This window comes from Streptomyces sp. NPDC043867 (assembly GCF_056435845.1).
In genome coordinates this window covers 11,831-26,491 of the sequence record NZ_JBWKDS010000046.1, presented here as the reverse complement: position 1 = coordinate 26,491, position 14,661 = coordinate 11,831, and the positions used below count along the sequence as shown (strand labels likewise).

Below are 14,661 nucleotides of genomic sequence, written 5' to 3'. Positions count from 1 at the left end.
GACGGGGGACGGGACCCTGTGGACAACGCACCCGCCCGTCACGGATCCGTTGCCCGGGACCGCCCGCGTCCCGGCTCCCCCGCGCCCTCGTGACCCGTGACCGGGCCGCGGGCTCCCCGGCGCTCAGTCCCGTTCGTCGAACGCGTCCGCGAAGTCCAGCTCTGGGACGCAGGACACGGCCGGTGACGCCACGCGCGTAGCGAAGTCGTCGCGCCGGTGCGCTCCTATGACGTCGTCCTGGACGACGACCCACACCGTGACCTCTCCCCGTACGTCGTCCCGTACGCCCCAGTCCTTGGCGAGCGCCGTGATGATGTTCAGCCCGCGGCCGCCGCGTGCGGTGACCGAGGGGGTGGCCGGGACCGGGCGGGTCGGACCGCCGCCGTCCGTCACCTCGACCGTGAGCCGCCCCGCCGAGTCGACGCGCCAGGCGGCGCGCACGTCGCCGTCGCCCGTCAGCGCGTCACCCAGCGGTCTGCCGTGCCGGCACGCGTTGCTCAGCAGTTCGGAAAGGATCAGAACGGCGTCGTCGATGACCGAATCCGCGACGCCACCGGACCGCAGCTGGTCCCGCATCCGGTGTCTTGCTTCCCCCACGCCCGCAGGGCCATGGGGAACGGCCATGCTCGACGACGTGGGCACTTCCTGTGCCACCACCAACGCCACCCCCGAGACCTCCTTTGCCCCACGCCACGGTGTGGATGCCCTTTTGGACTGGACCCAAAACCGGCCAACACACGTCCGCTGACGCACTCGTAACGATCGAATACGGAACGAACGCGCCGGTGCACTCCCTGTGACGGCGTGGCTGGTTCTCGATGGCGTGTTCTCGGGGTCCCGGCCGCTGCGTCAGCGGCCCAGCCGGTCCAGGACCGCACGCGGCCGGTTGGTGATGATGGCGTCCACGCCCAGGTCGGCGCAGAGATCGACGTCCTCCGGCGTGTTCACGGTCCACACGTGCACCTGGTGCCCGGCCTTCTTCAGGCGCTCGACGTACCCGGGGTTGCCGCGCACGATCCGCAGGGAAGGGCCCGCGATCCGGACACCGGCGGGCAGCCTGCCGTCGCGCAGCCGGGGCGAGACGAACTGCAGCAGATAGACCGTCGGCACATTCGGGGACGCGGCCCGGACGCGCTGGAGCGAGCGCGCGGAGAAACTCATGACGCGTACGGGCGATTCGGCGGGGGACTCCGGGGCGTCCAGGCCGAAACGCTTCAGCAGGAGCAGCAGCCGCTCCTCGACCTGACCGGCCCAGCGGGTGGGATGTTTCGTCTCGATGGCGAGCTCCACCCGGCGGCCCGCGTCGGCGACGAGTTCGAGCAGCCGCTCCAGGGTGAGGACGGAGGTGGCCTCCGGGTCTCCGGGGCCGTGCTCCCAGTCCGGGGCCTCGTCGCCGTTCTTCCAGGAGCCGAAGTCCAGGGCGGCGAGGTCGGCCAGCTCCAGCGCGGAGACCGCGCCGCGTCCGTTGGACGTACGGTTGACACGGCGGTCGTGGACGCAGACGAGGTGGCCGTCCGCGGTCAGCCGTACATCACATTCGAGGGCGTCGGCGCCGTCCTCGATCGCCTTCTTGTACGCGGCCAGCGTGTGCTCCGGCGCCTCTTCGGAGGCGCCCCGGTGGGCGACGACCTGGATCGGGTGCTGTCGTGCGTGGGTCACCGCGTCATGGTGCCACCGCGAGAGGGTAGGCGTGCAGGCGGAGACGTCAGGAATACATTCGTTTTGTCTTAAGGGTCCGATATAAAGGATGGTCTCGGACCCACAGCCACCGCTTATGGTGCTCTGACGGCCGGTGAGAAAAGCTGACGGCATACAAAAGCACATGCACAGCTGAATCGCGCCGGTTCGCCGGCACGTGTGAGCGAGCGTGACCGAGTGCGACCGAGAACAACAGCCGTGGACCGAGGAGAAGAGCTGTGAGCACCGAGAACGAGGGCACTGCGGTACCCCCGGCCCCGTCTGCGCCTCCCGTGCCGGTGGACACTCCCGCTGCTTCCGCGCAGGGCGCTGCGCCCGGGGGAGGCGCGCCGACCGCACCGCTGCCGCCCGTGCCCCACGGGGACCCCGGTGCGCCGGTGCGGCACCCGGCGCCCGCCGCGTCGAACGCGCCGTACGAGTCCGCGGGTGCCGGGCCGGGCGCGGGTGCGTTCGCCGCGTCCGCGGCCGGGCACGACGGGCAGACCCAGAGCTTCGGTGCCCCCGGTCGGACGCAGGGTTTCGGTGAGCACGGGCAGGGTGCCCACGGGCAGGCCGCGGGCTTCGGTGAACACGGGCAGGGGGGCGCCGGGCAGCACGGGCCGGGGCAGGGCGCGCCCGGTACCCCGTCCGCCGCCGAGGCCGGCTGGCCGCCCCCGCCCGCCACACCGTCGTACGCCGACGGCGGTGGTTCGGGACCGGGCGGCTGGGGTTCCTCCTATCAGCAGCCCGCGCCCAGGCCGAAGTCCGGACGGGGCGGCCTGGTCGCCGCGGTCCTGGCCGCCGCGCTGGTCGCCGGCGGCGTCGGCGGCGGGCTCGGCTACACCCTCGCCAAGGACGACGACGGCGCCACCGACTCGACGACCGTGTCCGCGGCCGACGGCGGCGGCGACTTCAAGCGGGACGCCGGCACGGTCGCGGGCGTGGCCAACGCGGCGCTGCCGAGCACGGTCACCATCGAGGCCGAGAGCAGCAGCGGCGAGGGCGGCACGGGCACCGGCTTCGTCTTCGACAAGCAGGGCCACATCCTGACCAACAACCACGTGGTGGCCGAGGCCGTCGACGGCGGCAAGCTCAGCGCCACCTTCCCGAACGGCAAGAAGTACAACGCCGAGGTGGTCGGGCACGCGCAGGGGTACGACGTCGCGGTCATCAAGCTGAAGAACGCGCCCTCGGACCTGAAGCCGCTGGCCCTCGGCAACTCCGACAAGGTGGCCGTCGGCGACTCGACGATCGCGATCGGCGCGCCCTTCGGCCTGTCGAACACGGTGACCACGGGCATCATCAGCGCCAAGAACCGCCCGGTGGCCTCCAGCGACGGCAGCTCCGGCAGCAAGGCCTCCTACATGAGCGCCCTGCAGACCGACGCCTCCATCAACCCCGGCAACTCCGGCGGCCCGCTCCTGGACGCCAAGGGCGCGGTCATCGGCATCAACTCGGCGATCCAGTCCACGGGCGGCGGCGGCCTCGGCGGCACCAGCCAGTCCGGCTCGATCGGCCTGGGCTTCGCGATCCCGGTCAACCAGGCCAAGTTCGTCGCCCAGCAGCTGATCAGGACCGGCAAGCCGGTGTACGCCAAGATCGGCGCGTCGGTCACCCTGGAGGAGGGCACGGGCGGCGCGAAGATCTCCGAGAAGGGCGCGAGCAACTCCGAGGCGGTCGAGGCGGGCGGTCCCGCGGACAAGGCGGGCCTCAAGCCCGGCGACGTCATCACCAAGCTCGACGACCTGGTGATCGACAGCGGCCCCACCCTCATCGGCGAGATCTGGACCCACAAGCCGGGTGACACCGTCAAGCTCACGTACACCCGCGACGGCAAGACCCGCACGGCGGACGTCACCCTCGGCGAACGCCAGGGCGACAGCTGATCCGAGCCGCGGGGGCGCCGCCCGACCGGTTAGTCTTGTCCCCGCGCGGCCGGTGATCGCCGCCCGCGCGGGGTGGGTTGCCCGAGCGGCCTAAGGGAACGGTCTTGAAAACCGTCGTGGCAGCGATGTCACCGTGGGTTCAAATCCCACACCCACCGCGCAGGTCAGCGTACGTGCTGGTCAGAAGGGGTGCCCCGAGTCACGGGGCACCCCTTCTGCGTGCAGCCTGTCTCACCCTTTCTCGCCCGTATCCCAGTGCTGACCAGTGCGTATGGGCCATCTGTGGGCCAGGATCAGGGGGCGTCCCCCTCCTCCAAGGCACGAGAGATCAGGTCGTTGGAGTGCTGCTGACCGCCCTTGAGGATCTTCGCGTAGAAGCGATACAGCACAGCGATGCTGTGGCCGGCGCGAGCGGCGACCTCCGCCGGGTCCACCCCCGACTTGATCCACAGGGACACGCCTGCGTGACGGAGGGAGTACGGCACGGCCGCAAGGTCTGATTCGACCTCCCGAGAGGACAGCACCGCCTTCCGCGCTCTCTCCCAGATGTCGCAGTACTCCGTTGACGGGACGCGCCCGCCCCTGGCAGCCCGGAACAGCCGGCCGTCATCGGCCGTGCCGTAGCGCCTGATGTGCTCCCGGAGCAGATGCACGAGGACGGGCGGGATGGGCACGGGCCGCGTCGCACCGCGCTTTCGTCGCTTGAGCCCGCGCGTCTCGTACGACGTTCCGTCATCTGTCCATCCGCCGCCCACTTCCGGGCGACTCTCCCCCAGCAGCAACTCTCCCCACTCGTTCACGGTCTCGGGTGAGTTGGGGGGCAAGGTGCAGTCCGATTCCTTGAGCGCGACGATTTCACCGGGCCGCATGGCTGCGTAGTAGAGGCACCCGAAAAACGCGTGCAGGTGCTCACCACGCGCCCCGGAGTCTCGAACAGCCCCGAGCAGGGACCGAGCAAGAGCAGGGTCCGGCACGTAACGAAAATCGATCTCGTCATCGTTCTCAGGGGGTGTCCAATCCACACGTGGAAGAGGGTTCGCGGTGAGTAGTCCCTTTTCCTCAACCGTGTAGCGAAGCACGTTGCTCAGCACCATGCGCTTGCGCCTGGCCGTGTTCTCAGCGGCTTTGCCTCCGTCCAGACGGAGCGACAAAGCTTCCAGAGCTGGCCGCAGTAGCGCAGGGTCCTCCAAGTCTTTGACCTTGATGGAGTGCGCCGCAATCCATTCCAATGCCGCGTGGATGCTCTCCGGTGGCTTCTCCACCGTGTGGCGCTGCACCCATGTCCCATCAGGGGAGCGGACCGCCCGAAAAGCCCACTGGTACAGGGCGGCGCGCAGAACCGTAGGGTGCGGTGCTCCCCTCTTGTTGATCACGAGTGCCGGGGTTACAACGGCGAGCGACTCCGCGATACTCGCGCGGTGCTTGGCAGCGGCTCGCGGCCACTTCATAAGGACGTAACCGGTGACGTGCTCGTACCAGGAAGGGGAGGTTCGCGACGCCAATTCGCTTGCGGGCAGCCCCGTTTCTTCGTCGAATTGCTGGCGGTCGCGCAGCGCAGCCATCAATTCCGCTCGCCGCCCGTCAGCTTGGGGCTTGAGCTTGAAACTGCGAGAGTGTGGCCGCTCGCCCACTCGCCAACGCAGTTCCCACGGCTTGGGGCGCCCGGCGCGCTTGCGAATGGACCAAATGTCGACGTCGTACGTCAGCATGTGTCTCCAAGCAGAACAAGGGGCCCGCGCTTAGCGCGGGCCCCGGTGAAACGGTCAGGTTCAAGCGGCGTGCTGCTCGCAGCGCTCCCACCACGCGTCAAGGTCACTTCGGCGGCAGCGGAGTTGTCCGTTGGGCAGCTTGATGAGCTTGGGTGCCTTGCCACGGGCGCGCATGCGGTAGAAGGCGGCGCGGCTCATCTCGATCTCTTCGAGGACTTCGGGGAGCTTGAGCATCTTGGGGGCAGCCAAGGCGAAGACTCCTTCTCAGGTTCGGCGGGGAGGGGACGAACTCCCCGGTGATGGCGTGGTTGCCTGCGTCTGTCCGAGGTGGGGATTTCTGCGTCACCGCGTCATCTGCGTCATTCAGGGCGCTGACCTGCTGGTTTGAGTGACGCAGGGAGTTTCGGGGTGCGTCACCGGTGACGCAGGCTTCCGTCACCGGGTGACGCGGGTGACGCGGGATGACGCACCCGCCGCCCGTCTGCGTCACCGGTCTCTTGGCAGGTCACGGGGCGTTTGCCATCCGTGGGTGACGCAGGTGACGCAGCGTCTCTTTACTTCGGACAAGAGAGGGCGTGGTGTCTGTTGTAGTGCGCGGCTCAGGGCGTGAAGAAGGAGCCGCTTCGCGGCGCGACTATCTCAGGGCGGCGCCGCCGCCGAAAAGCAAGAGGAGCACGCCGCGCCGGGGTGCTCCTCTTGCTTGTGGCGACCGGGAGGGTGCCGGCGGTCAGAACGCCGGTTCCTGTTCGTGTGCGGGCGGCGGGGCCGGGGGCCGGGCCATTTCGATGTACCGGGCCGCCTTGGTGCGTCCCCAGTCGATGAGGACGCCTCGGGCGGCGAGGGTGGGCTGAAGGCGCTTGAGGCGGTCTGAGAGCACCTTGCCGGTGGTTGGCCAGCCTTTTGGAAGGGGGCGGCTGTCCTCGCCGCTGTAGAGGCCCGTGAGGGCGTGCAGCCACTCAGCAGACGTCATCCGCTCTTCCGCCCCCGGAGCGATGCCGGCGGCGTGCTTCAGGACGGTCTGTGCCAGCAGGTCGCCTTCGATGACGTCGTCGTTGAGGTCGTCCAGGCTGGCCCGGTAGGCGGCGAGTGCCCCGAACCCGGTGGCCGTGTCGAGCTGCGCGCACAGGTGCGCGAAGTCGGCCATCCGAAGGTCGGTCGGGATGTCCGCTTCTGCCGCACGGACCTTGACCGTGAGGTCGAGCAGGGACCCGAGGATGATGGGCAGGGCTTGTTCGTACTCCGCCCACAGTTCCGCTTCGGTGCGCCGGACCGTGGGGCGTTCCAGGCGCAGCGGAAGGAGCCGTTCGGCGAGGTCGGGTCGGATCACGCCCACGTCGATGCCGGTCAGCAGCAGGGGGCGGCGGTAGCGGGCCCGGACGACGTCCCCGTCTGTGTACAGGGCGCGTTTGACGGTCTCGGCTCCGGTGACGATGCAGCACATCGCGTCGGACAGGTCGGGGGCGAGGTGGGAGAGGTTGTCCAGGGCGGTGACCCATCCGGCGGCCACGGCCGCGATCAGGTTCTCTTCGTCCTTCGGGGCCCGGCGCAGGTCCCCGGTCATGCCCTCGATGATCCGCACGAGCATCCGCCCGCCTGTCGACTTGCCCGCCCCCTGGGGGCCGGTGAGGAACGGGGCGGGGACGGGCACGGACGGACCGAGACAGCCGATCAGCCACGCGATGGCCAGGCATTCGGTCTCAGCGTTGGCGAAGTTGCACAGCCTGAGCAGGAGATCGATGCCCTTGCCGTCGGTGTCCTTGACCGGCATGGGCAACTCGCCCGTGAGCTGCGTGCGGCGCCAGCACACTTCTGCCGGGTCGGGGGTGCGGATGTCCCATCCGGTTGGGTGGATACGGACCGACTGTCCGTCGTCGCGGCCCAGGTCCAGCCACGTCGCCCCGTCGAACCCCGGCGCGACGCGGATGTGCACGGGCTGTACGTCCTGGCTCAGCGCGAGTGCCTCGATCAAGTCGAGTGCCTCCTTTAAGGCGGTGCCGTTGAAGACGCCGTATCCGTCGCGGAAGAGACCGACCATGAGTTCCTGCCGGTGGCTGCCCGAGGTGCCCTGGGAGCGGATCGGGCGGGCCACGGGGTGGCCGTTCTTCTGCGCGTACACGGTCCCGTCAGCGGTGCGGAAGTACCGGAAGTGCTCTTGCGCGTAGTCCGCGATGACGTCGCGGGCGGGGGTCTTGTCGTCGTCGGACATGGGTCACAGTCCCAACGTGGTGCGGGCGTTGGTCCACGCGTCCGTGCAGTGCCGCAGGGACTCGCCCTTGGTCTGCGCGGCGGCGAACAGCCGGGTGACGTGGGTGTCGGTGAGGCAGGCACACCGGCCGTGCGTGGACAGCACCGCGAGGAACGTCCGGTACACGGTCGCGTGCACCGCACTTCGGGCGGTGGTGATGCGCTGCACGGCCATCGCAATGCCGCGTTCCAGGTAGGCGGGCGTGCGGTGAGGGCACTCCCCGGACCCTGAGGGCACGGCGCCGGCGTGCGGCGCCGGCCGGACCGCAGGGGGCCTCTTCACCGCGAGGGCGCGTACGGCGTCCGGCAGGTCGGCCATGTGGCCGGTGCCGGGTTCGAGGTAGCGGGCGTAGGACATGGACGACTTGATGTCGACACCGGGGCGCACCGCGTTGCGTGAGGTCATGGCGCCCCGGTAGATCCAGTGCTCACCGCGCGTCGTCGGCACCGTGCGCGTGGCGGGCAAGGAACCGCGGGCCCATGCGATGGCTTTGGCGTTGTCCAGGTCGACCACGGTCAGCCCGGCGCCGCCGGGGTGGTAGCCGACGCACACCGCCTGCCTCCACGCCGCCCGCCACGGGGGCGAGACGATGACCGCTGGGTCGGTGGTGGCGGCGGCCCACGCGTGGCAGACGCCGGGGCAGTCGCAGGGCCCCGGGGTCTTCATGTTCGGCCGGCCGCCGCACGCGTTGTCCGCGCACGCGGGGCAGTTGCCGAACGGCACCTTTCCCCGGCGCAGGGGCAGCACCGGCACGCCGGACGCTGCCAGACTCAGCGCGAGGTGCTGCGGGTACAGCGTCTCGCTCATGCCGCCACCCCCAGCGCGGGGGCGAGGGCGGCGAGCCAGGCGCGTGCGATCCACTCGGTGTAGGCGGGCGGGAGCGCCTCCCGCAGACGGAGATGATCGGTCGACCAGTCGATGCCCTTGGCGTCGCGGATCTCCTGCACGGTGGCCTTACCGCCGCCCTGGCCGTACGCGGCGACGTAGGGACCCTCGCGGTAGACGCCGTGGCGCCAGCCGCGCACGTAGCCCCGGTGGCGGGGGTGCGTGGGCTGCGGGGCCGACCAGCCGCCCAACTCAAAGTAGCGGTGCATGATCACGTCCAGGCCGAACATCTCGCCGCACAGGCGCAGGTCTTTGCGGACCTCGGAGCCGGCCACGTTCTCCATCACGTACGGCCGCTCCGTCGCCTCCAGCGCGGCCCGAGTCGGCGCGATCAGCCGGGGATAGGTCCGGCCGATGGCCGCGTTCCGGGCGCGGTTGGTGCCCTTGGTGGGGGCGCCCTCGCCCTGGCAGGGCGGGGAGGCGTGGATGAAGTCGAATTCGTGGCCGTGCGCGCGGATGAACTCGATCGCGTCGCCCTGGTGGAAGGCGTCGCCGCAGTAGTCCGGCTGTGCCTGGATGTCCACGCCGGTCACATGCACGCCGAGGATGGCGCGCTTGATGCCTTTGGTGGCGCCGCCGATGCACGAGTAGGCGTCCAGGACCCGGATCGGCCGGAAGGTGTCCGGTGCTCGCCGGATAGGGGTCGGTTGCGTCATGCTGGGAGACCTCCAACAGGTCTGTTGAGGACGGTTGGACAAGGGCGGCCCCGGACTTTGCCGAGACGGGGGCCGCCCTTGGCGTAGCTAGCTGTGGAAGTGGTTGCGCTTGATCACGGCCTTACGGATGTTGACCGTGGTCCCGCCCTGGTGGCCGCTCGCGCTGAACACCTGGATAGCGATCCATCCGCCGAAGATCACGGCGGCGAGGATGATGAGCTGTCCGATGAACGCGGTCAGGGCGGCGATGAACGAGGTGAGCAGCAGCAGCCCGCCGCACACCGCAAGGAACCCGACGCCCCCGAGGGCGACGTTCACCGCAGTGCGGGACACGGCCGGCTTGGCGGCGACCGGTTCCGGCTGAGCCGGTGCCACGGCGTAGCCGGTGACGACACGGCCATCCGGCAGGACGACGCTCGCCACGGCCGGGATGTGGCCCGGCTGGACGGGGACGACCGGCGCCGCGTGCATGGCGGCGGGGCTGATCGGGGTGGGGTGGTGGACCACGAGGGGCGCGGTCCGGTGGGTGGTGGGTTCGTTCACGGTCGGGTCTCCTTCAGTTGCCGAGGGCGGACAGGGCGTCGGCGGATGCCTGTACGAGGTTGTGGATGGGCTCGTAGGCGCCGGTGCCGGCGGCGAAGAACCCGAACAGGAACAGCACGAGCGCGGCGCCGCCGCCGGCGGACTTGGTCTTGACCGCGAAGACGGAGGCGGCGCCGAACAGCAGCACGGCGGAGATGTCGAGGATCATCGGGACCCTTCCGGGGTGTCGGTGCCGGCGCGGTAGATGCGCGCCCAGCGGTTGTAGAGCCAGCGGCCGGTACGGATGCGCTTTCCGGTGGCGTGGCAGCGGCGGCAGTCCTTGCCGCGCTTCATGCGTCCCTTGCGGTCCGTCTTGAGCGCGTGGCCCATGCCACGGCAGCGACGGCAGTCACCGAACGGCGACGCCACACACACCCCGGCGTAACCGAGAGTGACAATGAGTAGGCAGGCGATAGCGAGCAGGGCGGGGGTCACGTCGGGCCCTTCCTGGCGGGCTTTTAGGGTTTGCGCAGGTGGGCCGCTATCCGCTAGCGGCCTGATCAGAGGCGTTTTGGGGTGCTAGCGGGGCCGCTAACGTTAGCGGGGGGTGCCGCTATCGTTAGCGGCCCCGGAGCGTCAGCCCGCGTCCCGCTTTCCGTCACGCTCCGCAATTGCGGCGGTGATGTGGGAGCGGTCGACACCGCGCCGGTTGACGACCTTGCCGTTCACCCGGCGCCCGACCTGGATGGTGGACACGCCGTGCGGCTTGAGGGCGGCGGCGAGCGCGTCGGGGTCCCACCCGTCGTAGACCTCGGGGCGCAGGTCCGCGAGCCGGGTCACGATGGTTTCCGACCACGCCTTGGCCTCCTTGGCGGGGACCACGGCGAGGATGTCCGCGAGCAGGTCGTAGGCGGCGGTGGTCGGCTCGGGTGCCTCTCCGAGGGCGTGGCCGGCGAGCAGCCCGGCCTTCTCGCGGACGCGGCGGGCGCGGGCGGCGATGGTTTCGGCGCCGCTGGCGTCGACGTAGACGGAGCGGACGATACGGGCGTCGGAGCCTTCACCCACGAAGTAGTGGATGCCCTTGTCTCCCCAGGCGAACATGGTCGCCCGTACCCCGCGCTTGTAGGCGGACGTGCCCAGCACCATGTCGTTCTCCAACTGGCCCATCACCTTCAGGCACCACCGCGCGGAGGCGTTCGCGCTGATGCCGGTGGGCAGCGACTTGGCGTCCGGGCGCTGCGTGGCCAGCAGCACCACGATGCCGGTGGCGGGACCGCGCTTGACCAGGTCGGTGATGATCTCCTCGAACTCCTTGCCGTGCTCGGGGTGCTCGAAGAGGACCTGACACTCATCCACCCCGACCACGATCGGGTGCAGCCCCAACGACCGCTTGTCCGCGAGCGCGGACGTCACCTTGGACTCGGGGCAGATGTCCCGGGGCAGGGAGCGGATCACCTTCGTGCGGCGGCGCAGTTCCTCGCGCAGGGCCCGGAAGTCGTCCAGCGCGTACTGCACGGGTTCGTCGTCGTCGCCGGCGGCGTGCCGGTAGCCGACCGCGTTGCCCACCGGGTCAAGGTCGCCGGTTCCCTTCATGTCGTAAGTGTGCAGCTCAGCACGCGGATCGAGAGCCGCGATCAGCAGCAGCAGACGCAGCAGGAAGGTCTTACCCATGCGCGGGATCGCGCCGATGACGCCCGCGATGTACATGAGCGTCACTTCGGTCCACCGGCCGCGCTGGTCGGTGCCGTAGGCGACCGGCTTGAACAGATCCACCTGCCCGGACTTCAGCAGCGGCCACGCCGGCTGAGACGCCCGGGACATGTCCTGATCCCCGACCCACAGCACCAGATGCCCGGTGTGCTCATCCGGCACCGCCTCGGGCCACACACACCCGAGCGGGCGGCGCAGACCGGAGGCGAGCCGCTCGCGACGCTCGATGATGTCCGTGACCGTGACGCCGTAGGGCAGGTTCCCCTCCGCACGCCAGCCGGGCCCGTCGCGGGTGATCGGGGCGGTGAACTCGAACCCGTCCCGTCCCTTGCCCTGCGCCTGATTGATCGCGGGAATCCCTAGCGCACCCAGCGCCCGCAGCACGATGTCACTGGTCAGCTTGGTCGCCTTGGGCAGTTCCACCGCCCGGTGCACGACCGGGGCGTCCGCCTTACGGCCGGCGGCCCCCAGAGCGAGGACGACCGCGCCCACGGACACGGCTTGCAGCCAGTCGGGAGCCAGCACATACAGCGCGAGCGCCAGACCGAGGCCGACGAACATCCCCAGCACGGCGACCAGGGTCCGCAGCCGAACCCGTCCGTCACGCTGCCGCGACAGCTTCAGGTACTCGGCAGCGTCCTCACGCCGCACGGCGGCGAGGCGGACCGGTTCGCCCTCGCGGTCGGCCACCCAACGCATCGTGCCCCCGACGAACTTCGCGGCGCCGGCCGGTGCCTGAAGGGCGAGGCGGGCGGCGTAGATCGGGGCACGCAGCGCGTGATACCCGGCGGCGTGGGCGTAGTGGCGGGCCACCCACGCGGACGCGGTGCGCAGCTCAGCCACGGACTTCAGCCAGACCGGCAGGACCGCGCGGCGGCGGGCGCCGGCGAGCCGACCGAGGTAGCCGGGACCGGTAGCCGCGGGGGCGGGCTGGTCGACCACGACCGGCGTGTCCGGGTCCGCCGGCTCAGGCTCCGGGACGGTGGTGGGGGCCGGTTCGCGGGCGGCGCGGGCCTTGGCCAGGTCGACCACATCGGCGCCGTGGTCGGCTGCCATTTCGGCTTCCAGGCGGTTGAACAGTTCGTGGTCGTCGTCGGGATGCTTCACTGAGACTTCCTTCTCTCGCAGAGGGAAGGCGGGACCCGGTCCGTCGCTGTAGGAGGTGGGCGGACGGGCCCCGCCGGGATTTCAGGCGGCGTACTGCTCGGGGTAGGCGCACGGCACGCACATGCCGAGCGTCGGGGGGATGACGTAGCCGACGTCACGACCGCAGTCGGGGCAGGTGCGGCGGGCGGCGTTGGCCTTGGCGAGCGCCGCCCACCGGCCCGGCGTCATCGGCCGGACCGGCTTGGCGAGGTCGATGCGGTAGAGGTAGGCGACCAGCGGGCCCCAGCGGCGGCGCGGCCGTTCGAGCTGCGCGGCCACCTCCTGACCGCCGGGCCGCAGGCCACGGGCACGGAGTTGGCGACGGGTGGCGTAGCCGTCCGGGGCCATGCGCCACCGGTAGACCGGCAGCGTGGCCATCAGGCGACGCGCTTCCACGCGGCCCGCAACCGAACCTCAGAGGCGGAGTGGCCGGCGGCCCGGAATCGGGCGGCCATGTCGCGGTACGACAGGGGCGGCGTCTGGCTGTGCCGGATGTCGTGAACGAGCGTGTCCAGCGCGTCATCCGACAGCGCGGGCGCCCCCGTCTCCAGCGCCGGAACCTGCTCGGTCGGACCCCATACGGGGAGTTCCCAGCGGGGTGTGACGCCGGGCGTGACGGTGCTCGTCACGCTGGTCAGCGCCCTGCCGGTCTCCTCGCCCTTGCGTGCGGTCTCCAGCGTCGACCACGCCCCCGCGAGGGTCTGCGCGGTCTGTGCCTGGACGCGTGCGACGCGTGCCCCGGCTTCCGTCACGGCCGTCAGCCGGGTCTCCTCTGTGGCCGCTTCGGCCCGCAGCCGGGCACGGGCCACGGCCGCTTCGTCGCGCGCCTCTTGCTGAATGCCCCGAATGGCGTCCAGCGCGAGCGGGGTGAGGGCGGTGCGCTCCCACAGGCTGTGCACGAGCCACAGGGCCTTGGCCGCGATGGGCAGCCACGCCACGGCCAGCCACGCGCCGGCGGAGTGCTCAGCGGTCAGCGCGTGGGCGACCAGGACGCCGGCAGCGAGCAGGCCGAAGGACCAGCCCACCGCCGTCACGGCGCGGTTGTGATCGCCCTGCGCAGCGAGGCGGCGTTCGTAGGCGAGGGTGGCCAGCCATCCGCCGTCGATACCGAGCCCGACGACCAGAGCGACCGGCCACGGCACCGCCGAGCCCAGCCACATCATCACCACCGCGAGGGTCAGCACCATCGACACGGCCGTCATCGCGACAGCCGGAAGAACCGTCTTCGCCTTCACTCGGTGGCCCCTTCCAGCTCGCGCACGTCCACGGCCGCGATCAGGACGACCGGGGTGCTGTCGTCGAAAGGCTTCTGGCTGTCCTCGATCCACGCCCACTCGGCACCGGTCGCAACCTCGTAGCCGAGGTAGGCCAGGGCGTCCCGGCGGTCCGCCCCGGTGGGCACCGGACCGGACTCGAACCGGACGGTGGGCCACTCGCTCTCGCCGTACAGGACGACGTACAGGCGCCACTGTCCGCCGTCACCCGACATCTGCGCGGTCAGCTTGCTCACGCGGCACCCCCGCGCAGGCTCGTACCGGCCGCGCGGTTGACCAGCGCGACGCGGGCGGCGAGCGCCCGGCGCCGGGCCCGGCGGATACGCCGCTCGTCCAGCTCGGACGGGGCGCGGTCAAGGGTGACGATGTGCGCGTCCAACAGGTCGACGTCCGCCAGGATGACGGGCATCTCCTGCTCGATCGCGTCCAGCTCCGCATTCGTCGGTTCCATCCACGGAGCGAACGCGGTAACAGCGTCCTGAAGTGTGACGATGTGGTTCATGGGTCGTGGTTCCTTCCAGAGAGGAACGGCCCGAACGCGGCTCCCGGGATGCACCCCGGGAGCCGCACGCCGTTGGAGTCGGTTCCGGCTCCCCGCGCTCCCGTCCGTACGTCCTCACGCATAGCGCGGAACGGACGGGCGGGAGAGGCAGCCAGCCGCAGCGTGACGTGCTGCGAGCCGTGGTGGACCGTGCATGCTGTCCAGGCGCCGCCGACCGGTCCGTAACGGGCGGCGCTCAGGGTTTTCGTCGGTACATCAGGAGTCCTTTCGGCGAGGTCAACAGGGGTGAAGCACTGCAAGGGGGATCGCGTCCCCACTCTCCGGCCGTTGCTCGCGGTCACCGGGCCACCTCGCCAGTACGGGCCGTAGCCCTGTTCCACCTGGCCTTTAGCGGGATTGCAGCGTCCCCGCCCTGTGCATTCGTGCAGGTCAAATGACCTTGAGCTAAA

Annotated in this window: 16 protein-coding genes and 1 tRNA gene; 2 read left to right on the top strand and 15 right to left on the bottom strand. The window is 70.5% G+C overall.

Features of this window, described 5'->3' with window-relative positions; genetic code table 11:
* Positions 1–123 precede the first annotated feature (123 nt).
* Both AC069T_RS32680 and AC069T_RS32675 read right to left on the bottom strand, forming a co-directional pair.
* Positions 124–753: an ATP-binding protein gene (locus AC069T_RS32680; protein ID WP_478786185.1), complete on the bottom strand. Its 630-nt coding sequence runs from the start codon at positions 751–753 to the stop codon at positions 124–126.
* A 96-nt stretch (positions 754–849) separates the two neighbouring features.
* Positions 850–1,659 carry a glycerophosphodiester phosphodiesterase gene (locus AC069T_RS32675; RefSeq protein ID WP_478786184.1) on the bottom strand — a complete coding sequence of 270 codons (810 nt, stop codon included), beginning with the start codon at positions 1,657–1,659 and terminating at the stop codon, positions 850–852.
* 257 nt (positions 1,660–1,916) lie between these two features.
* Between AC069T_RS32675 and AC069T_RS32670 the strand changes: the two genes are divergently transcribed.
* Together AC069T_RS32670 and AC069T_RS32665 are read left to right on the top strand one after the other, a co-directional pair.
* Positions 1,917–3,563, top strand: a complete 1,647-nt coding sequence (locus tag AC069T_RS32670) for a S1C family serine protease (RefSeq protein ID WP_478786183.1) — start codon at positions 1,917–1,919, stop codon at positions 3,561–3,563.
* Positions 3,564–3,634: 71 nt separating this feature from the next.
* Positions 3,635–3,721 (top strand) — tRNA-Ser (locus AC069T_RS32665).
* Positions 3,722–3,856: 135 nt separating this feature from the next.
* Here AC069T_RS32665 and AC069T_RS32660 read toward each other — a convergent pair.
* The 13 genes from AC069T_RS32660 to AC069T_RS32600 form a co-directional block, all read right to left on the bottom strand.
* Positions 3,857–5,272 carry a tyrosine-type recombinase/integrase gene (locus AC069T_RS32660; protein WP_478786182.1) on the bottom strand — a complete coding sequence of 472 codons (1,416 nt, stop codon included), beginning with the start codon at positions 5,270–5,272 and terminating at the stop codon, positions 3,857–3,859.
* A 60-nt stretch (positions 5,273–5,332) separates the two neighbouring features.
* Entirely contained in the window at positions 5,333–5,521 is a 189-nt protein-coding gene (locus tag AC069T_RS32655; protein WP_328398937.1) for a helix-turn-helix transcriptional regulator, read from the bottom strand.
* Between the two features lie 478 nt (positions 5,522–5,999).
* A complete protein-coding gene (locus AC069T_RS32650; RefSeq protein WP_478786181.1) occupies positions 6,000–7,478 on the bottom strand; it encodes an ATP-binding protein in 1,479 nt (492 codons plus the stop codon).
* Between the two features lie 3 nt (positions 7,479–7,481).
* Complete coding sequence (locus AC069T_RS32645; RefSeq protein ID WP_478786180.1) at positions 7,482–8,324, bottom strand: bifunctional DNA primase/polymerase; 843 nt, start codon at positions 8,322–8,324, stop codon at positions 7,482–7,484.
* Positions 8,321–9,058 carry a DNA methylase gene (locus tag AC069T_RS32640; protein ID WP_478786179.1) on the bottom strand — a complete coding sequence of 246 codons (738 nt, stop codon included), beginning with the start codon at positions 9,056–9,058 and terminating at the stop codon, positions 8,321–8,323. Before AC069T_RS32640 ends, AC069T_RS32645 begins: the two co-directional genes overlap by 4 nt.
* A gap of 87 nt (positions 9,059–9,145) precedes the next feature.
* Positions 9,146–9,601 carry a hypothetical protein gene (locus AC069T_RS32635; protein ID WP_478786178.1) on the bottom strand — a complete coding sequence of 152 codons (456 nt, stop codon included), beginning with the start codon at positions 9,599–9,601 and terminating at the stop codon, positions 9,146–9,148.
* Between the two features lie 13 nt (positions 9,602–9,614).
* A complete protein-coding gene (locus tag AC069T_RS32630; protein ID WP_328398940.1) occupies positions 9,615–9,809 on the bottom strand; it encodes a hypothetical protein in 195 nt (64 codons plus the stop codon).
* Positions 9,806–10,075 carry a hypothetical protein gene (locus AC069T_RS32625; protein ID WP_478786177.1) on the bottom strand — a complete coding sequence of 90 codons (270 nt, stop codon included), beginning with the start codon at positions 10,073–10,075 and terminating at the stop codon, positions 9,806–9,808. The genes AC069T_RS32630 and AC069T_RS32625 overlap by 4 nt, the downstream gene beginning before the upstream one ends.
* A 141-nt stretch (positions 10,076–10,216) precedes the next feature.
* A complete protein-coding gene (locus AC069T_RS32620) occupies positions 10,217–12,397 on the bottom strand; it encodes a serine/threonine-protein kinase (protein WP_478786176.1) in 2,181 nt (726 codons plus the stop codon).
* A gap of 81 nt (positions 12,398–12,478) precedes the next feature.
* Positions 12,479–12,814, bottom strand: a complete 336-nt coding sequence (locus AC069T_RS32615) for an RRQRL motif-containing zinc-binding protein (protein ID WP_478786175.1) — start codon at positions 12,812–12,814, stop codon at positions 12,479–12,481.
* A complete protein-coding gene (locus tag AC069T_RS32610; RefSeq protein ID WP_478786174.1) occupies positions 12,814–13,671 on the bottom strand; it encodes a protein spdB in 858 nt (285 codons plus the stop codon). Before AC069T_RS32610 ends, AC069T_RS32615 begins: the two co-directional genes overlap by 1 nt.
* Positions 13,668–13,946, bottom strand: coding sequence for a DUF6303 family protein (locus AC069T_RS32605; protein ID WP_478786173.1), 279 nt, complete (start codon positions 13,944–13,946; stop codon positions 13,668–13,670). Before AC069T_RS32605 ends, AC069T_RS32610 begins: the two co-directional genes overlap by 4 nt.
* A complete protein-coding gene (locus tag AC069T_RS32600) occupies positions 13,943–14,212 on the bottom strand; it encodes a DUF6284 family protein (RefSeq protein WP_478786172.1) in 270 nt (89 codons plus the stop codon). Before AC069T_RS32600 ends, AC069T_RS32605 begins: the two co-directional genes overlap by 4 nt.
* Positions 14,213–14,661 lie beyond the last annotated feature (449 nt).

Coding starts and splice junctions, on each gene's coding strand:
- AC069T_RS32660 (WP_478786182.1), bottom strand. CDS start 5,272: ATGCTGACGTACGACGTCGACATTTGGTCCATTCGCAAGCGCGCCGGG.
- AC069T_RS32640 (WP_478786179.1), bottom strand. CDS start 9,058: ATGACGCAACCGACCCCTATCCGGCGAGCACCGGACACCTTCCGGCCG.
- AC069T_RS32600 (WP_478786172.1), bottom strand. CDS start 14,212: ATGAACCACATCGTCACACTTCAGGACGCTGTTACCGCGTTCGCTCCG.
- AC069T_RS32650 (WP_478786181.1), bottom strand. CDS start 7,478: ATGTCCGACGACGACAAGACCCCCGCCCGCGACGTCATCGCGGACTAC.
- AC069T_RS32645 (WP_478786180.1), bottom strand. CDS start 8,324: ATGAGCGAGACGCTGTACCCGCAGCACCTCGCGCTGAGTCTGGCAGCG.
- AC069T_RS32615 (WP_478786175.1), bottom strand. CDS start 12,814: ATGGCCACGCTGCCGGTCTACCGGTGGCGCATGGCCCCGGACGGCTAC.
- AC069T_RS32630 (WP_328398940.1), bottom strand. CDS start 9,809: ATGATCCTCGACATCTCCGCCGTGCTGCTGTTCGGCGCCGCCTCCGTC.